This is a genomic window from Pontibacter ummariensis, assembly GCF_900188175.1.
Taxonomy (GTDB): domain Bacteria; phylum Bacteroidota; class Bacteroidia; order Cytophagales; family Hymenobacteraceae; genus Pontibacter; species Pontibacter ummariensis.
In genome coordinates this window covers 149,420-169,124 of sequence record NZ_FZOQ01000015.1, presented here as the reverse complement: position 1 = coordinate 169,124, position 19,705 = coordinate 149,420, and the positions used below count along the sequence as shown (strand labels likewise).

Genomic DNA, 19,705 nt, shown 5'->3' with positions numbered 1-19,705 from the left:
CCGATGGTACTGGTGTCACAGCCGGGAGAGTAGGTGGCCGCCAACCCCAACAACCAGCACCCCCTCCGCCAATGCGGCAGGGGGTGTTTGCTTTTTATAGCCACCCGGGAAGGGCCTTTATGGTGTTATCCAGGCGTGGCACTCCTCTTTTGTCATCTCATCCCTTGTGAGACCAAACAGAATCCCCGGTAGCTTTCCCGCTCAGCTCGAAACGAGTATAAAGTTCGATAGGACAGGTACGTCGAACAGCTGTCAAACCAGATTTATGCGAGAAGGGGACTCTCTTAATGTTTAGCATTTAGAGAATCAATTATACCTCTGCAACAATAGAAGTTAAGCTTCAGCCAAACAACCTGTAGGTCGTCTTTCATCATTTTTAGAATGCTCTAGCTCTGTTGTCCCATATTTCTTTCTTCAGTTTGAGCACAATAGGAGGGGGATGGCGTACGGTGAGTGGTAAAGGTGGATAGGATAAGGTAAGTCCCGAGTGCAGTACCAGACCTTTAAAAAGCGTCTGTTTAAATGGAAGTTTAAACCAATAAGGTGTTGGTAGGTGGTAATGCAATCGAATTGAATGAAAGTTATAAAGAAAATCCGTTAGTGGTTTGCTACTGCTTGTTTCCACGAACGTCCCTTTCATAAACGTTTAATTTATATCCTATCCTATAGGTGCACGTATAGCCCATGAATAAAACAGCATAAGCACGAGCATGAAAATTCTTCAGGGTGGAGCACCTAAATGTGGTAATTTCTGGCTTTACAACATCATACAGAACGTACTTCGCACACAAGGCCTGGACACTACCAGTTTTATACAAACACAGCCCATTTACAACCTAGCTAAAACCTGGGACCTGAACTACCCGAGCCAGGCCAGCATTGATGTGTTAGATGTGACAGACCTGCAGTATAGTTACCGTATCAGCAGTATCTTTCGAATGCCTGTGGAGTGTATAGTGGATTATGTGCGGCAAACAAACCACGTGTGGACACACTCCCCGATCTGTGAAAGGAGTGGAGAATTACTAGACCTGTTCGATAAGAAAGTATATATCGTGCGTGACCCGCGGGACAGAGCCGTTTCAGCAGCCAAGTACTATACTTCTGAGTACATGCTGAAGTACTATCCGCAGGAGGAAAAGGACCCGAAACAGTTCCTGAAAAAGAACTTTGACAAACTTGTACAGGAATGGGTCTGGCATGTGTTTGACCATTTGCGTTTAAGCAAAGCCTATAACATACACATAGCCTTTTACGAAGGCTTTCTGCTAGACTTCCAGGAGGAATTGAGCTTATTATTGGATTATCTGGAAGTTGATCTGAATGACAGCCAACGCGAAGCACTACAAGAGGCGATGAGCTTTACAATGATGAAGCGTAACAACCCCAAGCACCTGAAGAAAGGGCAGTCAGGATATTGGATGGATCAGCTAACCAATGAGCAGGTAGAGAAGGCAGACATTATAGCAGGCCCTCTGATCCGTTACCTGAACTACCCACAAGAAAGAGGGGAGGCTATGCGCTACACGCATCAACCTTCGCATGAAGACTTTGAACTCTTAAAGGATGAAATTATTAGCTCGCAAATGGTGCTGTATTAAGACATAGCTTACCAAACACCTAATTGCCTTCCAATTGTCTTCAACTGTCCGATATGATACCCGGTGTGGTGTAAGGTCGTCATGGCTGCCCAGGAAAGCGTCTTTCCGTTTTCCTGTTTTCTGAAAAGCTCGGTGTTCGGACTTTTTACAATCGCCATCATCTCTTCCAGGTCGGCTTCATAGCGGTCTATGGCAGCGTTCCACTCTTGTTGACTTTGGGGGGCATAATTTTGCGGCCAGGGAGCATCTGGCCACACATTTCCATGCTTGCCGGGGTCTTTCATGAAGTTGAGCAAGGTAGTGTGGCGGGCATGAATGTGCCCAAGCAAAACCCAAGCAGAAAAGTGTAGCCCGTCCAGCACAATGCCTGCTTTCCTGTGGTCAAACTCCCGTAGTAAAATTACATTTGGGGCAAAACCTCCTTTCAGAAGTTCTACTAGTTGTTCTCTGACAAGACCTTCGATGCTTTCAGACCGGGTGTTTTCCATTAATAATCCAGTGCGTTTGAGTTGTTGTACACGTTTATGATAACTAGAGCACAAGAACGAGTTTTATGGACTTAAGTTTACCGTTATTCTTCTAAAAGGAGCGGAAGCAAGCGCAGCGTTTGCAGCACTTAGGAAAGGAGCCAAGGTTATAGTACGCTTAAACCAACCGGAGGGCACAGGACTTACGTAAGCTTCAGCAGGTTCAGGATAAGAGTGATTACAAGGATAAAGTTTACTACCCGCCATGCCGTTTACATTTTCTCACCCTGCCATTGTCGTGCCTTTAAAAAAGCTAAAACCTTCCTGGTTTTCCCTGACAGGCCTGATCATGGGCAGTATCGCACCCGATCTACAATATTTCCTTAAAATGAGTACTGGCTCGGATTTCGGGCACACGCTGCCGGGTATCTTTCTCATCGACCTGCCGCTTTCTTTCCTGGTAGCTATTGCCTTTCACCTTTGGGTTAGAAACAGCTTGATCCTACACCTCCCATCCCCAATGGATAGGAAGTATGCAGATTGTTTGTCTTTTGATTTCATGCAGTACCTGAAGCGGGCCTGGCTGGTCTTTGCCTTCTCGGCCTTTATTGGGACGCTCTCCCACTTGTTTTGGGATGATTTCGCCCGCCCGGATGGCTGGGTATACTACCTGAACCCAGAGTTTTTCAGCCAGCAAGTGCGGGTTGGCCCGGTCCACAATAAGTTGTATCATCTTATTGAAAGGACAGGCTCTGTGCTAGGGTTGGTTTTTTTAATCTGGCTGCTCTTTCGGAAAGAGGCCAGGGAAACAAATGTTAATTTTCTTTCTGCAACAGAAAAGCTGACTTTCTGGGGAAGTATCTTATTAGGAACGGCAAGCATAGTGGGCTTAAAGCTTTGGTCCGAGAAATGGAGTGGAAGCTTGAGCCGCTTCATAGTGGTGCTTACCAGTGCAAGTCTTTATGCCCTGGCCCTCGTGTCTGCCCTGTATGACTTGTTCCGTCCAAAGGTAACCAAGCCGTAGTGTTAAGCCTACTGTGGCCTTTTCTTGGTGCCTCTGGTAGGTTGTGCCGAAAGCGGGTCCTCAGGCCAGTGGTGCTTGGGATAGCGGCCCCGCAGGTCTTTGCGCACCTCAAAATAGCCATTGTTCCAGAAACTCCTTAGGTCCTGCGTTACCTGCACAGGACGGGAGGCAGGAGAGAGTAGATGAATGAGCAAAGCCACTTTACCGCCACCAATGCGGGGCGTGTCCAACATACCAAAAACTTCCTGTAGCCGCACTGCTAAAACAGGAGTAGCCGGATCCGAATAGTCAAGTGCTATGCGGGAACCGCTCGGAACCTCCAGGTGCGTTGGCGCAAGCCGATCCATCTCCTGGCGTTGCTCCCAGGAAAGGCTTGAAAGCAGGATTTCATTAAAATCCAGCCGCGATACCTGCTCCATGGAGCGCATGCCAGCCAGGTGCGGGCCCAACCACAGGTCCATGGTGTTTGCTAATTCCTGATCTGAGAGTTCAGGCCAGTCTTCAGGTGAAAACTGATGTAGAAATGCAAGGCGTTGGCGGGTACGCAGAGCCGAATCGGACCAAGGCAGGCGTTCGACGCCTTTTTCTTGTAGTGCCTGCAGCAGTGCTTCCGCTACAAGCTCCGGGTCAGGTTTTGCCAGGGCTGTTTCCTCTACCACTAATGCTCCCAGCCTGGTAAATTGTCGTGCTACTACACGCGCTGCCGCTGCATCCCAACGTACTTCCTGTACCTGCTCTATGTGTTCGATAAAGTGCTCCAGCAGCTCTGCTTTCGTTACAGGGGCAGCCAACAGCACGCGCGGGTATTTTCCAATCTCCAGGTGCGCTACTCCATAAAACGCTGCTTCTCCGAAAAGCTCTGTCTGTAGGCCGGCTCTTTGTCCTGTAACTAACCGCACCTTTCCTGATGACTCCCGTTGCGCCATCCGGTCGGGATAAGCCAGGGCCGTCAGCAGGCCAGTTGCATCGGGGTGTATGCTTTTCTCCGGTTCTCGTATCCGTTGCCGCAGGTGCTGGGCCTGTTCCCGCACCCTTCGCAGGGTGTTCTCGTCTACCACAAAGCCGGGTGTAGGCGGTCTTATTCCTGAAAGTAATTCCAGCCGGAGGTGCAGGTCAGGCAAAGGGCTGGGCCGGGAAACTTGCACGGGTTTTAGAATATCCCGTTCGGAGAGCAGGGCAGCCAGTGCACAGGCCGTGGCACCCTGCCCCAGTTCACTCCCGCGCACCACCAAATGGCCTAAGCGGGGCGAGAGGCCTAGCGTTGCCAGGGCTTTCCCATGGCGGGTAGGGTTGCCAGCCGCATCTATCGCCTCTAAACCTTGCAAAAGGTCTCGTCCCAAGGCTAAAGCAGCAGGAGGAGGCGTATCCAGCCATTTCAGGGTAGTGGCGTCTTTTACACCCCAAATGGCCAACTCCAATACCAATCCGGTAAGGTCGGCTTCACAAATTTCCGGAGCTTGTCGGTCAGACAGTTGAAGCTGATCAGCAGATGACCACAGCCGGTAGCAAATGCCCGGTCCCAAACGTCCGGCACGTCCGCGCCGCTGGTCAGCGGCAGCCTGGGAAACAGGAAGCGTCTCGAGGGTGGTAAGACCGGTACGGGGAACGAAGCGGGGCACTCTGGCAAAGCCTCCGTCTATCACGATCTTGACCCCTTCTATCGTTAAGCTCGTTTCAGCAATGCTGGTGGTCAACACCACTTTTCGCCGTCCTGCCAGGGCAGGGGCTATGGCAGCTAACTGTTTGGACAAAGCAAGCTCTCCGTGCAGTAAATGCAGGTCTACGTACGGGCCTAACTTGCCCTCTAATTGCTGTGCAACTCTGCGTATCTCCCCCATACCCGGCAAAAACACCAGGATGTCTCCTTCCTCCTCTTTTTCAAGGGCCTCCCGAACCGCTTTAGGCACCAGGTTCACGAGTCTTTCGGTTGGCCGGTTGCCTGCTGCGGCAACTGCTGCGTTTGGTAAATAATGTGTTTCTACCGGAAACTGTCGGCCTTCGCTTCGTACCACTGGTGCCTCTAGCCAATTGCCAACGGCAGCGGCATCGAGGGTAGCACTCATTACCAGCAGGCGCAAGTCAGGGCGCAGTACGGCCTGAGCGTCCAGTGCCAGGGCAAGACCTAGATCCGCCTGCAAACTCCGCTCATGAAATTCATCGAAGATAATCGCGGCAATTCCTTCCAGTGCCGGATCGTCTTGTATGAGCCGGGTCAGAATTCCTTCTGTCACGACTTCTATCCGGGTCTTGCTCGATACCATGTGCTCCATCCGTATCCAGTAGCCAACCGTCTGCCCTAGATCCTCGTCCAGCAGGTCAGACATCCGTTGGGCTGCTGCCCGTGTCGCTAAACGCCGGGGCTCCAGTACCAGTATCTTCCCTTCGTTCCGCCAGGAAGCCTCCAGCAGGGCCAGCGGCACGAGGGTGGTTTTACCGGCGCCCGGTGGGGCTTCCAGTACAACTCTTGTATGCGTATCCAGGGCATCAAGCAGCCTGGGAAGCGTTTCCTTTACAGGCAGGTCAGGCAGATTGGGAAGTAAGCGGGTAGATGACATAGAAACCAAAGTTCCGAATTCCTGGCTAAAAAAATAAGTAGTCGCTGTTTCTCTTTACCGACCAGCGTTAAGTAAAACACTGTCAGTAAATTGTACTTCCTGTCGTGATTTGCCTTGTTCCTTGGCTCCTGACTATGAAACTTATTTAATTTTGGTTTTATTGTTGATAAGGTGACAGGACGTGAAGAGACTGTGGTTTTGCCATTTGGCTCGGTACACTTGTCACTTTTGTTAGAGAGAAATTGTATGATTGAATATTCTATGTTTCAGCGGCTCCCTTTGAGGAGTCAGGCCGAGGTGCTGGCGAAGGATGGCACCATACTGGCACAGCGACAGCATAAGGAGTGGGTAGTGACCCTATACGCTTTAGGTGATTCTTTTGTAGAATTGTGGTCGGGAAAGGAGGCGGAGGTCATCGGTGCTTTTAAAAAGTCTGCCAGTACACTGGCTATCTTTGAGCCTTATGTTGATGAAATTAATGTGCAGGACTACCTGGACAACGGGTTATAGCTATCCGTTCGATTAGCAGGATAGCACCGAAGCGTACACCAACTGTAATAAGCCCAGCCGGCCCTTAAGCTTTAAAGTTCGAGGAGTTGTTTTAACTCCTTATAAATTCTAATGATTGTAAATACACAAGGTCTATGCAGTTAGCCATTACCTCTTTAAACTCAGGGAGTAATGGCAACTGCTATTACATAGGAAATGAAAAGGAGGCTGTGCTCGTGGATGCGGGCATCTCCTGCCGTGAGACAGAGAAACGCATGAAGCGGCTGGGGCTTTCTATGAATAAAGTAAAGGCGATTTTCATATCGCACGAGCACACGGACCATGTGCGGGGCTTAGCGGTGCTGGCCAGAAAATACCAGTTGCCTGTTTACATAACACCCGGTACTGAACAGCGCACGCGATTTGACCTGGGGGGACTTGTTTTAAGGCCTTTTCTGGCTTACGACCCGGTACAGGTCGGCAAGCTTTCTGTTACCGCTTTCCCGAAATACCATGATGCCTCCGACCCGCACAGCTTTGTGGTGGAGTACAAAGGCATTAAAGTGGGTGTCTTTACCGATATCGGAGTGGTTTGCGAGCACCTGAAGTACCACTTCGCCGAGTGCCATGCTGCTTTTCTGGAAGCTAATTATGATGAGGACCTGCTGGAGCAGGGGAGGTACCCTTACTACCTGAAGAACCGCATCCGTGGGGGAAGAGGACACTTAGCCAATAAGCAGGCCCTGGAATTGTTTATGGCGTACAAGCCCTCCTTTATGAGCCATGTGCTGCTTTCACACTTATCGAAAGATAATAATGATCCTGACCTGGTAAAAGCGCTTTTCGAGGCCAACGCAGGAGATACAGAAGTAATTGTGGCCTCGCGCTTCGAGGAAACGCCTGTCTTCAAGATTATCTATTCAGCAGGAACACCTGCCAGAAAGCTGGCGCCGGACTTCGGGCAGGTGCAGTTGGGCTTGTTCGACGAATTGGTGTAGGGATATAACAGCAGGTATAGGTATTCGTTTTAAAGCCGATCCCATCCAGGTACAGGATAGTAGGCTAAGCTTAAGGAGAGCGTCTGTTTGCAAAGCCGGACAGGTGCTGTTATCTTGCTTGCTTATAATTTGACCTTACAACAGAACAAACCCTTATGAAGAAGACCTTCTTGCTGTCAGTGGTGCTGGCTTTGTTTGCTTTTTCTGTAAACGCACAGAAGGGGGAGCCTATTGATGCACATGCCACCAAAGAGACGAAAGCCCTCTACGAGAACCTGGGGAAGCTATCGAAAAAGCACACCCTTTTCGGGCATCAACATGCAACAGAGTATGGGCATGGCTGGTATGGGGAAGCAGACCGCTCTGATGTAAAGTCAGTAACGGGCTCTCATCCTGCCGTAATCGGGGTAGATTTCAGTGGCTTCTCAGGAAGATCGCCGGAGGCCATCGCGAAAGCAAAGGAGGCGCTTCGGCAGAATGTTATCGATACCTATAACCGGGGTGGCGTAACAACAGCTGCCTGGCATTTCTCCAATCCTGTGTCCAGAGGAGGCTTTTACTGGGTAGATACCCTGTCGCTGCCTGCTGTAAAGTATATTATACCGGGGGGAGAGGCGCATGAACAGTACAAAGTAATTCTGAATGAGATAGGCGACTGGGCACATAGTCTAAAAGGAGCAGACGGCAATTTGGCTCCTGTCATCTTCCGGCCTTTCCACGAGTTCGACGGTGGTTGGTTCTGGTGGGGGAAGCCGCATGCCAGCCGGGAAGAGTTTATCTCTCTCTGGCGCTTCACGGTTTCCTACCTGCGCGACAGCCTGAACGTGCACAACTTCATCTATGCTTTTTCGCCAGACAACAGATTCAGCACAGAAGAGGAGTTTCTGGAGCGTTACCCGGGGGATGAATGGGTAGACATGGTGGGCATGGACAACTATGGGGACTTCGGACGCGACCGCTATGCGGTGGACACAGCAGCTATGAAACTGAAGATCGTATCGGACTACGCCCGCAAAGCAGGCAAGCTGGCTGCTTTCACCGAAACAGGCCTGGAGTCTATCCCGGACACGACCTGGTGGACAAATACGCTCTTGCAGGCGATGAAAAAGGAAGACGTGGACCTGGCTTATGTGTTGGTGTGGCGTAACGACACGCGTAGTCCCACACATTATTATGCCCCTTTTCCGGGCCAGGTAAGCGTGCCTAACTTTATGAAGTTCTATCGGGATCCTTACACCTTGTTTGAGAAAGACCTGAAGAAGATTTACAAGAAAAAGAAGTTCCTGGGGATCTTTTAAACGAAAGGAGTCTTACAGCCTGCTTAACCATACCACAGAAACGAAAAGCCACTGCGAAAAGAGCAGTGGCTTTTCGTTTTTTATCCCTGAATAGATGGAACAAATAATGAAGGGAGCGGTTTAAAGCAGCAAGCAGGTTCAATATTCCGTATATTGTAACTTCGTCTGAAAGTTTTCTCCATTACTCATTACCAAGTATTCCTGCCATGAAAGAGATACAGGATATTGTACGGGCTTTTGATGCAGCGCAAAGGGAAGGCAAGCAAACTGCCTTGGCAACCGTGGTGCATGTACAGGGTTCTTCTTACCGGAGACCAGGTGCCCGTATGTTAGTGACCGAGGATGGTCAGCTAACGGGTGCCATCAGTGGCGGTTGCCTGGAAGGGGACGCCCTCCGGAAAGCCCGTTTAGCGATGATGCAGCAGAAGGCCATGTTCGTGACCTATGATACCTCCGATGAGGATGATGCCAAGTTGGGCGTAGGGCTGGGTTGCAATGGCATCATTCAGATTTTGATTGAGCCTATTAATCCTGAAAGCCCAAGTAATCCCCTTTCTTTTCTGCAGGCCTTCCTTAGCCGCCGCCAGCATGCAGTACTTGTCACGCTGTTTTCGCTGGACTACCAGGCGAAAGAGCAACCTGGTACCTGTTTGTTTATGTCGGAAGCGGGGAAGTTAGTGGGGGAACATTCGGATGAGCATTTGCAAAAGGCGTTAGTTGCAGACGTTCAGCAAGTACTACAGACCCGTACCTCAGTTACCAAAACTTATGCAACACCACAAACTGCTTTAACTGGTTTTGTAGAGATCCTAAAACCTGCTGTTTCCCTTGTTGTTTTTGGAGCAGGGAACGATGCTGTTCCTCTCACAGAAATGGCGGCTATCTTAGGCTGGCAAATAACCGTAGTAGACGGGCGTGCAAACTATGCTACTGCGGCAAGATTTCCGGCTGTCCAGCGCGTATTGGTGGCTAAGCCAGAGCAAGTATTGCCTCAATTGGAACTGGATGAGCAAACGGTGCTGGTGCTGATGACCCATAATTACAATTATGAATTGGCTATGCTGCGCCAGCTACTACCGCTCCAGCTATCCTATGTCGGGGTGTTAGGGCCCAAAAAGAAACTGGAGCGCTTGCTGGATGAGTTGGAGGAAGAGGGCCTGCAACTAAATGAGGAAGTTTTAAAGAACCTTTACGGACCGGTGGGGCTGGATATTGGCGCAGAGACCTCAGAAGAGATTGCGCTGGCCATCCTGGCAGAGATAAAAGCCATCCTATCTAAAAGAGCAGGCACTTTTCTGCGCGATAAAGTAGGTGTTATTCATTCCCGGGAGCAGGCAGAAATTAAGCAGGTGACGCTTAAGTAAGCATGAATCTTTTATAAGAGCTTTTTAGTTTGTATTTACCCTTGCCACTTCCTTTAGGTCTTTTCTAGAAAAGAAGAGTGAAGTGGGCTTTAGCTGTGAGCAACTGTTTAGCTATTGTCCCAGCGGGACGACATGTTTTAGCTTGATATAAGAATAATATTTGAGCTCCAGCGGAGCGGCATGTTCAGAAACACTCACAAGTCGCTCCGTTAGGGCAAAAAAGGCAGCGTTTTTCTCCTGGGAAGTTCCGTTGCCGCCGGGAAAACAGGCAATAAGTTATTTCCCTCCCCGAGGGGGATTGGAGTGGGTTCTTAGAATGAGTTTGCTTAAAAAGCTTTTCTGTTATTTGTGCTTAGAGCCTTTTTCAGGCCAAGGCCTGCAATTCAAACTTAAAATTGGAAACCATGACTGGACTTGTGTTATTGGCAGCAGGTGCCTCCACCCGCTTAGGGGAGCCGAAGCAGGCCTTGGCATACCAGGGGGAAACGCTCCTGCAGCGTGCCATGCAGGCAGCCTTAACTTCTGCTTGTCAACCTGTCGTTGTGGTGTTGGGCGCTAACTCTCCAAAACTGTTGCCCCAGTTAGAAGGCTTGCCTGTAAAAGTGGCGCTGAATCCAGCCTGGGAGGAAGGAATGGCCTCCTCCATTCGCTGTGGCCTTAGCAAGTTGCTGGAACTGATGCCTGAAGCCTCTGGTGTCGTGTTTATGGTTTGTGACCAGCCCTACGTGGAGGCATCGCTACTAAACAGCCTGATTCAGGTAAAACAGGAGCGTAGCAAAAAGATAGTTGCTTCTGCGTACCAGGAGACGGTAGGTACCCCTGCTTTATTTGACAAAACATATTTTCCTGAGTTACTGGCCCTGCAAGGGCAGGAAGGCGCAAAGAAAGTTTTGTTCAGGCATAAGGAAGATGTAGCCTCAGTTGGCTTTCCCGCAGGTGCGGTAGATATTGATACGAAAGAAGATTATACCTCCTTATTGCGATCAGTACCAGGGAGTTAAAGCCTTGTTTTTTTGTGGGTTTTGTAAAATTACAGGTAAGAATTATAATTATTTTTTTAACTTGGTTTTAAATTTAAATTACTTCATCTATGGCCATCTATAAACTGCAAATCAACGGTCGGAGCTACGAGGCCGACGTAGAAGCAGATACCCCTTTACTGTGGGTGCTGCGCGATAACCTGGGCTTAGTCGGGACCAAGTATGGCTGCGGCATTGCGCAGTGTGGCGCCTGCACGGTACACGTGAACGGAAATGCCATCCGCTCCTGTGTGTATCCGGTGTCGGCCGTGGGGGAATCCAAGATCACAACGATCGAAGGTCTTTCTGAAAAAGGAGATCATCCCGTACAGCTTGCCTGGGATGAAGTGGATGTGCCGCAGTGTGGTTATTGCCAGGCAGGCCAGATCATGACGGCTACGGCCTTACTCCAGAAGAATCCAAATCCGAACACGGAAGAAATTGAAAATGCCATGAACGGTAACATCTGCCGTTGCGGTACTTACCATCGCATTCGTGAAGCTGTTGCCTTAGCCGCCACTAAACTGAAATAGCCATGTCATCTCTATCAAAACCAAGCAGACGTAATTTTATGAAGCTGGCCGCGACAGCGGGGGGAGGCCTTTTCCTTGGCTTTAGCTGGACCAGCTCAGTAGCTTCGGCGCTGGAAGTTGTAAGTGACACAGCCCTGGCCGCCGGCAAAATAGATTTTAACAGCTACCTGGCCCTTTCGCCGGACGGTCTGATCACCATCTTCTCTCCAAACCCGGAGCTGGGCCAGAACATCAAAACCTCTTTCCCGATGATTGTGGCCGAGGAGTTGGATGCGGACTGGACAAAGGTAAAGGTGATACAGGCGCCGCTGGATACGAACAAGTTTGAGCGGCAGGTAACGGGTGGTAGTGGTGCTGTGCCGCATTCCTGGGAGCGACTGCGTAAGGCAGGAGCCACGGCGCGGCAAATGCTGATAGAAGCGGCCGCCAAACGCTGGAAAGTACCGGCCAGTTCGCTTAGCACCGAAAACAGCATGGTCATCCATAAGGCAAGTGGCCGTAAGCTAAGTTACGGGGAACTGGTGACAGAGGCTGCCAAGATGCCTGTGCCGGCAGAGGTAAAGCTGAAGGAGCCGAAAGACTTTAAGCTGATTGGCAAGGCCGTCCGAAACGTGGATAACCACGAGATGGTGACAGGCAAGCCTTTGTATGGCATCGACTTTTACAGAGACGGCATGTTGTTCGCCATGATACAGCGCCCCACAGCCTTCGGCATGAAGCTAAAATCTGTAGATGCTGCAGCGGCGAAGGCAATGCCGGGTATTGTGGATGTTGTAACGTTCAAGAACAACGTAGCGGTAGTGGGTAAGTCTACCTGGCAGGTGAATAAGGCCCGCAAAGCCCTGAAAATAGCTTACGAAAAAGAAGGTGCGCTGGAGAGCAGCGCAGACCATGATCGTCTGTTCAAGGAACTGTTAGATAGTAAGGAGGCAACTGTGCGCCGTAAGGATGGTGACGTGGACACAGCCTTTAAAAATGCGGCAAAGGTGGTGAAAGGAGAGTACCAGTGTCCCTTCCTGTCTCATGCCCCCATGGAACCAATGAACTTCTTTGCGCACGTGCGTCCGGATGGGGTGGAACTAGTGGGCCCGACACAGACGCCGGAAAGAGCTCGTGGAGAGGTAGCCAAACTATTGAACATCTCTCCGGAGAAAGTTACAGTAGAGCTGACGCGACTCGGAGGTGGCTTTGGTCGCAGGCTCGCAGCAGATTACGTGCTGGAGGCGGCAGAGCTATCCAGCATTATCAAAGCACCGGTGAAAGTGATCTGGACGCGTGAGGACGATATGACGGGAGGTACCTACCGTCCGGCAGTACGCTACCGTTTCGAGGCCGCCCTGGACGCGAAAGGAAACATGATAGGTTACAAGCTGCGAGGGGTAGGCATCAATTCCGGTAACCCGACGCGCGAAGACAATTTCCCGTCCGGCGCTGTCGATAACCTGTTGATTGACTCCGTAGAGCATCAGTCACCTATTACCACCGGTCCTTGGCGCGCGCCTATCACCAACTTCCTGGCCTTTGCCGAACAAGCCTTTCTGGATGAGGTGGCGGAGGCGGCAGGAAAAGATCCTGTGCAGTTCCGTCTTGCCCTGTTAGAGAAAGCGAAGAAAGCACCGGTAGGCGAGATCAAGTACGACATCGACCGCATGAAAGGGGTGATAGAGCTGGCAGCGGAGAAATCAGGCTGGGGCAAGAAAAAGGGGGTGGCACAAGGCTTCAGCGTGTACTTCTCGCACCGGTCGTATGTAGCGCAGGTAGGCGAAGTAGAGCTGAAAAACGGAGCACCTGTGGTGAAGAAAATCTATGCGGCTGCCGATTGTGGGCAGGTGATCAACTTAAGCGGTGCAAACCAGCAGGTAAAGGGAGGCGTTGTAGATGGCTTAGGCCATGCCATGTACAGCAACCTTACGTTTAAAGACGGTGCACCGGAGCAAAACAACTTTAGTACGTACCGCCTGATCCGAATGAAAGAGGTGCCTGAGATTGACGTGCATTTCGTAAATAACGGAATTGACCCGACAGGCCTGGGTGAGCCAGCGCTTCCACCAACCGGTGGTGCCGTGGCCAACGCAATTTATAAAGCGACAGGAAAGCGCTTGCGTAACCAGCCTTTCATGCAGCAGGCCGAGTTTAAGAGTGCTTAAATAGGAAGCAAGGCTTGTACAAGCACATGCCGCTGGTATACGGGTTTGCTGTATACCAGCGGCATGTTTTCATTTGCACCTCCCGGTACTGTTGCAAACAAGTCAAAAAGGTGCTAGATTAAACCATAGTGTCAGAAGAATAGTTAAGTGGGATACAAGAAGCAGGTCGCTTCAAAGCGAAACACCCACTTTGGCGGGAACAAGATATGCTGTTAGATAAACACGGAAGAAAGGTAAACTACTTGCGGCTGGCCGTTACGGACAGGTGTAACCTGCGCTGCTTTTATTGTATGCCTGAAGAAGGAATCAACTGGCTGGGTAGAAAAGAACTGATGACCTATGAGGAGATGCTGCACATTAGTGCTGTGCTGCTAAAGATGGGAGTCGAGAAAATACGTATCACCGGTGGGGAGCCTTTCGTCCGCAAAGACTTTATGTCCTTTTTAACCAGCCTGTCAAAGCTCCAGGGCCTGCAGGAGTTAACCATGACCACCAATGGGGTACTGACAGCACCCTTTGTGCCAGCGCTAAAAAAGATTGGCGTACGCAGCATCAACCTGAGCCTTGACACCTTAGATAGAAACCGTTTCTTTGCCATTACCCGCCGGGATGAACTACCCCGCGTACTCGAGACAATGGAAGCCTTACTGCAGCATGGCATAGCGGTAAAGCTGAATGCGGTTGTGATGGAGGGGAAAAACACGGAGGATATCCTGCCGCTGGTAGAACTCACCAGGGACTTACCCATAAGTGTGCGTTTTATCGAAGAAATGCCCTTCAACGGGGAGGGGAACCATTATGCCAACCTTACCTGGGATCACTTCCGCATCCTGGATGCGATCAGGGAGAAGTTCCCGGAGATTAAAAAAGTGCCAGATCCTCCTTTCTCAACTTCTTACAATTACCAGATACCGGGGCATAAAGGAAATGTAGGCGTTATTGCGGCTTATACGCGCTCTTTCTGTGGCACCTGCAACCGGATCAGGCTGACGCCGCAGGGCGCACTCCAAACCTGCCTGTACGGGGACAGCGTGCTGAATGTGCGGGACTTGATGCGGTCAGGACTCGATGAAGAAGGCTTAGGAGCAGCTGTGGCCAAGGCTGTCTGGGAGAAAGAGAAAGACGGCTGGGAGGCAGAGAAGAAGCAGTCCGTACAGTCCCGGCTCAATGCCTCTATGGCGACCATCGGCGGTTAATCCTACACACGCCGCTGCAATGTATGATCATCACCTTCGTATATGCTACCGCATCTACCATAAAAGCACCACCACAACATGATTTCAGTTGAAGACGCGGAAGCGGTCATTCAGGCACAAGTCAGGGATTTTGGCAAAGAAAGTGTCCCCTTTGAACAGGCTTTAGGAAGGGTACTGGCCGAAGACCTGAAAGCCGACCGGGATCTGCCCCCCTATAACAGGGTCGCCATGGATGGGGTAGCGATCAGCTATCATGCCTTTGAAAAAGGTCTTCATACTTTCCAGATCCGGGCAACGCAGGCGGCCGGAGAGGCACCGGTTGACATACAAACCGAAGAAGAGTGCATCGAGATTATGACAGGTGCAGTCCTTCCGCCTTCTACCGATACGGTGATACGTTACGAGGATCTTTCGATAGGGGAGGGAACCGCTACCGTGCTGGTAGAACAGGTAAAAAAAGGGCAGAACATACACCGGCAGGGGAAAGATAAGCAGCAGGGGGACGTCGTAGCCCAGGCGAACCAGTTAGTAACTCCCGCCCTCATCAGTATGGCGGCATCTGTGGGGGCAACAGTATTACCCGTAAAGAAACTGCCGAAGGTAGCTGTTATCTCGACAGGTGACGAACTCGTGGAGGTAGGCACAACACCTTTGCCCTTCCAGATCAGGCGCTCCAACAGTTACACGGTGAAAGCTGCTCTGCAAAAGTACAGTGTGCAGGCAGATCTTCTGCACCTGCCAGATAATATGGAGGCAACCCAGGCGCAGCTAAAAGAATGCCTGCAGCGCTACGACGCGCTTCTCCTCAGTGGTGGGGTGTCGATGGGCAAGTTCGATTATGTGCCGCGGGCCCTGGAAGGGCTAGGCGTAGAAAAGCTATTCCACAAGGTACAGCAGAAGCCTGGCAAGCCATTCTGGTTTGGTATACATCCTGAGGGTGCACTAGTGTTTGCCTTGCCAGGTAATCCCGTCTCTACCTTTATGTGTTTGCATCGCTATTTTGTTCCCTGGCTGGAGGCTTCACTGGGTGTAGGTGATAAGCCCCAACTACATGCTGTGCTGCATGCTGATACGACCTTTATGGCGCCCCTGCAGTACTTTTTGCAGGTGGCCCTGTCCGTAAATGACAGAGGGCAACTTCTGGCTACTCCGCTGGAAGGGAACGGTTCCGGGGATTTCGCTAATTTAGTGGCAGCAGATGCTTTTCTGGAGCTTCCGGCGAATCAGCAGGAGTTTAAAGCAGGGGAGGTATACCGGGTGTGGCCCTTTAAGCCATTGTATTAAGGGACGGAGAAGCATATTAAAGATAATAAAGGCATGAGTGGATTTTCACATTTAGATGATCAGGGAAACGCTTCCATGGTGGATGTGGGGGCGAAGCAGGCAACGCGCCGTACCGCCACAGCCAGAAGCATCGTAGCCCTGCCCCCCGAAGTGCTGGCGAAGTTTACGGAGGACGATATCCAAACAAAAAAAGGCTCCGTATTTCAAACCGCCATCATTTCCGGGATTATGGCGGCAAAAAAGACAGGGGAGCTTATCCCACTGTGCCACCCCATTGGCATGGACAACTGCCAGGTAACCATTCGCCTGAATGAGCAGCAGGAACTTGTTATTGACTGCACGGCAAGCATTACAGCGAAAACAGGCATCGAAATGGAAGCCTTGGTGGGCGCATCTGTCGCCGCTTTGACGGTGTATGACATGTGCAAAGCCCTGAGCCACGACATTGTGATCAAGGAAACAAAGCTGATTGAAAAAACAGGAGGGAAGCGTGACTTTAAAAGAGCATAAGAAGCATAGTATCATAAAAAGACCGGCTTACGGTAATTTTGGAAGTCAGGAGTGGGCTATCGTAGGTACCCCTTGTGGAGCGATTAAAAGCCTGGCAGATACCCTGATAAAAGCCTTGTCGCCTGCCTATAAATGTGCTTATGTAGATGCACTGCATGGAGATGGGGAGGAGGCTTTACCCGGACGGCTGTCCTCCGGTGCTGTAGCAGCATACACAGACCAAATCAATTACCACCAGTTGGACTACCATAAGCCCTTCGATGCTTTTCAATACCGGCAGTTTTTCTCTGAAATGGATGTGGTGCTGGTGAACGGGAACCACCGGGAAGCAAAGGCACAGGTAGTGGTCATCGATACTGCTAAAAAGACCTCCCTGCAGAAGCGAGTAACACAGCTAACAAATGTGCAGTTGCTTTTACTAGCAAATGACACGGAGGAGGTGTTTGACTTTGTGAAAGAGGCGCTGCCTGACTGGCAAAGCATCCCCTTGTACCGCTTGCAGGAGACAGACAAGATCATCGCTTTCTGGAAACAGCAGTTACAGGAGGCTAAACCCAAACTGAATGGGCTGGTGTTAGCCGGAGGAAAGAGTGTACGGATGGGGCAGGACAAAGGAGCCATTGCCTGGCATGGAAAAGAGCAGCGCTATTACATGGCCGATTTACTTGCCGGGCTTTGCACGGAGACCTTTATCTCCTGCCGTCCTGAGCAGCAGTCTGACATAGCGAGTGCCTATACTGCTCTGCCGGATACCTTTACAGGCTTAGGCCCCTATGGCGCCATCCTGTCCGCCTTTCGGGAGCAGCCGGATGCTGCCTGGCTCGTGGTCGCCTGTGACCTGCCTTTGCTGGACAAAGCCACCCTACAGCATTTAATCCAAAACAGAAACAGTTCAGCCCTTGCTACGACTTATGCCAGTCCGCATGACGGTTTTCCTGAGCCCTTGATCACTATCTGGGAACCGAAGAGCTACCCGGTCTTGCTGTCTTTTCTAGCCCAAGGCTACACCTGCCCCCGAAAAGTGCTACGGAATACGGATATCGCGTTATTGCAGCCTCTTCATCCGGATGCCTTGATGAATGTGAATACGCCGGATGAGTTGGAGAGAGTAGGGAAGATGCTGTAAAGGATTTTTCCTGAATGTAGGAGGCTAAGGATGCGCGGCAACCCATACCTCGCCATCTTCAAAGAACTCCTTTTTCCAGATAGGAACCGTTTGCTTTAAGGTATCGATCGTATAACGGCAGGCTTCGAAGGCAGCGGCACGGTGGGCAGCAGACACAGCGATCACCACAGGTACCTCACCTACCTGCAAAGTACCCGTGCGGTGGTGGATCGCTAGCTTATGTACGGGCCATTTATCCATGGCCTGTTCGGCAATTTTTCGCATCTCGCTTAAAGCCATTTGCTGATAGGCTTCAAACTCCAGGCGTAACACCTGTTTTCCTTTGGTGGCATTTCGCACAGTACCGATAAACACATCTATGCCGCCGCTTTCTGGTGTCATCACCCAATCAATGCAGGACGATATGTCTAAAGGTTCCTCCGTTACGTTCAGGTCAATCATAGCTGTTTCTTTTATCCACCACTAACAGGTGGAATGATTGCTACCTCATCATGCTGCTGTAATATATCCTCTCCATGCGCATACTCGTTGTTTACGGCCACCATAAAGGAGGTAAGCTGCTTCAGGCGGGGATACTGTGCTACAAGAACCTCTTTCAGATCGTCCACATTAGCCTCGTCGGTCACCTCTATTTCCGCAGAAGAACCCCCTACGATGTCTCTTGCAATTCCAAATGCTAATACTTTTACCTTCATCTTCACACCGTTAAATCAAACCAAATGCTTGTACAACACCTCTACGCCCGCTACAAAGATTAACACAGCCGTCATCCGCCGGATCATGACCGGGTTAAACTTCATGATCGCCATGCGCGAACCCAGCTGGCCTCCCACAAACACAGCGAGCAACAGCATACCGATCAACTGGTAATTGATCGAAGGAGGCAGTTGCGTTAACTGACCAGCGATTCCGGAGATGGAGTTTACCAGAATAAAAACGCTGGCTGTGGCCGCGATCTTCTTGGGCGTGTCCCAGCCGATCAGGTTTAGTAGCGGAGAAAGAAAGATGCCTCCTCCGATACCGATCATCCCCGATAAAAAGCCAATGCTACCGCCTAGTACACTGTCCTGTGCAAAGCTTACCTTGGCAGAAACCGTGCCTTCCGGGTCCTTTGGTCTTGTTCTAAACCAAAGCAAGACGGCCGCTACCAGCAAACTACAGCCTAACAGGATGAAGAAGGTTTGCTGTTCTATCCGGAGCATGGCTCCTACAAAGGCCATCGGGACGCTTAAGAGCGCCAGCGGAAGAATCTTTCGCCAGTTTACCTGCTTGTTACGGACAAAGAGAATTGTGCCTCCTGTTACCACCACAATGTTACACAGCAAGGCGATCAGGCGGATCTCTTTGAAAGGCAAGCCGTACAGGGCCAGGATGGCCAGATAGCTGGAGCCCCCGCCAAAGCCTACCGATGCATACACAAAGGCAATGACAAGAAAGAAAAGCATGAGCTCCAGGTGCGGCATGGTAAACTTGGCTGTTATGCAATTAAGGCCCTCTATGTCCTACGGCCTTCGACTTTTGTGAAAGCAGGACATAGAGAACTTTTCCGGCCTATTTCTTTCTGATTGCTGCTACCTGGGCAGGGGTTACCGCCGCCGTTGCTTTGTTCCCCCAGTTGTTCTGTACATAGTTCAGCACGTCCGCTACCTGCTGGTCTGTGAGGTGCGACTGGGCAGGCATCTGCATGTTATAGGTCTCCCCGTTTACCTTGATCTCCCCGCTGAGGCCGTGCACCACAACGCCAATCACTTTCTTCTGGTCTTTCAGAAAGTCAGACTTCGCCAGTGGAGGGAAAGCACCTGGTATGCCAGTACCTTCGGCCTGATGGCAGGCCTGGCAGTTGGCGGTGTAAACCGCTTCTCCCCGTTTGATACTTTCCTGCAGTTTGCTGTCTCCCTGTGAAGCGAACAGATAACCTGACGTAATAAAAACAGCAAGTAAAACGCCTTTTAACATATTCTGATAATTAAGTGGTCCTAAATATTGTATAAGCTGTAGCCTCTTCTAAACCGATTGATGCGGCTGTACCCCCTGGGTTTGGCACCTTTAAAGTAATCACAAATAACTATTGTTTACAAGCTGCAGCTGAACTAA

At 50.6% G+C, this 19,705-nt stretch carries 19 protein-coding genes; 13 read left to right on the top strand and 6 right to left on the bottom strand.

Going from position 1 to position 19,705, the window contains the following annotated elements:
* Nucleotides 1–710 precede the first annotated feature (710 nt).
* A complete protein-coding gene (locus CHB92_RS16570; protein WP_089320342.1) occupies nucleotides 711–1,601 on the top strand; it encodes a sulfotransferase domain-containing protein in 891 nt (296 codons plus the stop codon).
* Between the two features lie 8 nt (nucleotides 1,602–1,609).
* Here CHB92_RS16570 and CHB92_RS16565 read toward each other — a convergent pair whose 3' ends face one another.
* Nucleotides 1,610–2,089 (bottom strand): hypothetical protein, encoded by a 480-nt coding sequence (locus CHB92_RS16565; RefSeq protein WP_089320341.1) that lies wholly within the window; start codon nucleotides 2,087–2,089, stop codon nucleotides 1,610–1,612.
* 244 nt (nucleotides 2,090–2,333) lie between these two features.
* Here CHB92_RS16565 and CHB92_RS16560 point away from each other — a divergent pair, with 244 nt between their 5' ends.
* Nucleotides 2,334–3,092, top strand: a complete 759-nt coding sequence (locus CHB92_RS16560; RefSeq protein WP_089320340.1) for a DUF4184 family protein — start codon at nucleotides 2,334–2,336, stop codon at nucleotides 3,090–3,092.
* Nucleotides 3,093–3,100: 8 nt separating this feature from the next.
* On the opposite strand, the gene hrpB is transcribed toward CHB92_RS16560, so the two are convergent.
* Nucleotides 3,101–5,647, bottom strand: coding sequence for an ATP-dependent helicase HrpB (gene hrpB, locus CHB92_RS16555; protein WP_089320339.1), 2,547 nt, complete (start codon nucleotides 5,645–5,647; stop codon nucleotides 3,101–3,103).
* A 246-nt stretch (nucleotides 5,648–5,893) separates the two neighbouring features.
* On the opposite strand from hrpB, the gene CHB92_RS16550 reads away from it, so the two are divergent.
* The 11 genes from CHB92_RS16550 (at nucleotide 5,894) to CHB92_RS16500 (ending at nucleotide 17,611) form a co-directional block, all read left to right on the top strand.
* Nucleotides 5,894–6,157 (top strand): hypothetical protein, encoded by a 264-nt coding sequence (locus CHB92_RS16550; protein WP_089320338.1) that lies wholly within the window; start codon nucleotides 5,894–5,896, stop codon nucleotides 6,155–6,157.
* A 134-nt stretch (nucleotides 6,158–6,291) separates the two neighbouring features.
* Nucleotides 6,292–7,134 (top strand): MBL fold metallo-hydrolase, encoded by an 843-nt coding sequence (locus CHB92_RS16545; RefSeq protein ID WP_089320337.1) that lies wholly within the window; start codon nucleotides 6,292–6,294, stop codon nucleotides 7,132–7,134.
* A gap of 155 nt (nucleotides 7,135–7,289) precedes the next feature.
* Nucleotides 7,290–8,432, top strand: a complete 1,143-nt coding sequence (locus tag CHB92_RS16540; protein WP_089320336.1) for a glycoside hydrolase family 26 protein — start codon at nucleotides 7,290–7,292, stop codon at nucleotides 8,430–8,432.
* A 206-nt stretch (nucleotides 8,433–8,638) separates the two neighbouring features.
* Nucleotides 8,639–9,796, top strand: a complete 1,158-nt coding sequence (locus CHB92_RS16535) for an XdhC family protein (RefSeq protein ID WP_089320335.1) — start codon at nucleotides 8,639–8,641, stop codon at nucleotides 9,794–9,796.
* Nucleotides 9,797–10,200: 404 nt separating this feature from the next.
* The gene (locus tag CHB92_RS16530; RefSeq protein ID WP_089320334.1) at nucleotides 10,201–10,797 is read left to right on the top strand and encodes a nucleotidyltransferase family protein; all 597 of its coding nucleotides are present in this window, start codon (nucleotides 10,201–10,203) and stop codon (nucleotides 10,795–10,797) included.
* A gap of 89 nt (nucleotides 10,798–10,886) precedes the next feature.
* Nucleotides 10,887–11,348 carry a (2Fe-2S)-binding protein gene (locus CHB92_RS16525; RefSeq protein WP_089320333.1) on the top strand — a complete coding sequence of 154 codons (462 nt, stop codon included), beginning with the start codon at nucleotides 10,887–10,889 and terminating at the stop codon, nucleotides 11,346–11,348.
* Nucleotides 11,349–11,350: 2 nt separating this feature from the next.
* Nucleotides 11,351–13,495: a xanthine dehydrogenase family protein molybdopterin-binding subunit gene (locus CHB92_RS16520; RefSeq protein WP_089320332.1), complete on the top strand. Its 2,145-nt coding sequence runs from the start codon at nucleotides 11,351–11,353 to the stop codon at nucleotides 13,493–13,495.
* A gap of 206 nt (nucleotides 13,496–13,701) precedes the next feature.
* Entirely contained in the window at nucleotides 13,702–14,691 is a 990-nt protein-coding gene (gene moaA / locus CHB92_RS16515) for a GTP 3',8-cyclase MoaA (RefSeq protein ID WP_089320331.1), read from the top strand.
* Between the two features lie 78 nt (nucleotides 14,692–14,769).
* The gene (locus CHB92_RS16510) at nucleotides 14,770–15,975 is read left to right on the top strand and encodes a molybdopterin molybdotransferase MoeA (RefSeq protein WP_089320330.1); all 1,206 of its coding nucleotides are present in this window, start codon (nucleotides 14,770–14,772) and stop codon (nucleotides 15,973–15,975) included.
* 33 nt (nucleotides 15,976–16,008) lie between these two features.
* Nucleotides 16,009–16,485 carry a cyclic pyranopterin monophosphate synthase MoaC gene (gene moaC, locus CHB92_RS16505; RefSeq protein WP_089320329.1) on the top strand — a complete coding sequence of 159 codons (477 nt, stop codon included), beginning with the start codon at nucleotides 16,009–16,011 and terminating at the stop codon, nucleotides 16,483–16,485.
* Entirely contained in the window at nucleotides 16,445–17,611 is a 1,167-nt protein-coding gene (locus tag CHB92_RS16500; protein WP_245842652.1) for an NTP transferase domain-containing protein, read from the top strand. Before moaC ends, CHB92_RS16500 begins: the two co-directional genes overlap by 41 nt.
* A gap of 24 nt (nucleotides 17,612–17,635) precedes the next feature.
* Here CHB92_RS16500 and CHB92_RS16495 read toward each other — a convergent pair whose 3' ends face one another.
* From CHB92_RS16495 to CHB92_RS16480, 4 genes are all read right to left on the bottom strand, one after another.
* Nucleotides 17,636–18,052 (bottom strand): molybdenum cofactor biosynthesis protein MoaE, encoded by a 417-nt coding sequence (locus tag CHB92_RS16495; protein ID WP_089320328.1) that lies wholly within the window; start codon nucleotides 18,050–18,052, stop codon nucleotides 17,636–17,638.
* An 11-nt stretch (nucleotides 18,053–18,063) separates the two neighbouring features.
* Complete coding sequence (moaD, locus tag CHB92_RS16490; RefSeq protein WP_089320327.1) at nucleotides 18,064–18,306, bottom strand: molybdopterin converting factor subunit 1; 243 nt, start codon at nucleotides 18,304–18,306, stop codon at nucleotides 18,064–18,066.
* A gap of 15 nt (nucleotides 18,307–18,321) precedes the next feature.
* Nucleotides 18,322–19,074, bottom strand: coding sequence for a sulfite exporter TauE/SafE family protein (locus CHB92_RS16485; protein WP_089320326.1), 753 nt, complete (start codon nucleotides 19,072–19,074; stop codon nucleotides 18,322–18,324).
* An 88-nt stretch (nucleotides 19,075–19,162) separates the two neighbouring features.
* Complete coding sequence (locus tag CHB92_RS16480) at nucleotides 19,163–19,567, bottom strand: c-type cytochrome (protein ID WP_089320325.1); 405 nt, start codon at nucleotides 19,565–19,567, stop codon at nucleotides 19,163–19,165.
* Between the last annotated feature and the right edge of the window lie 138 nt (nucleotides 19,568–19,705).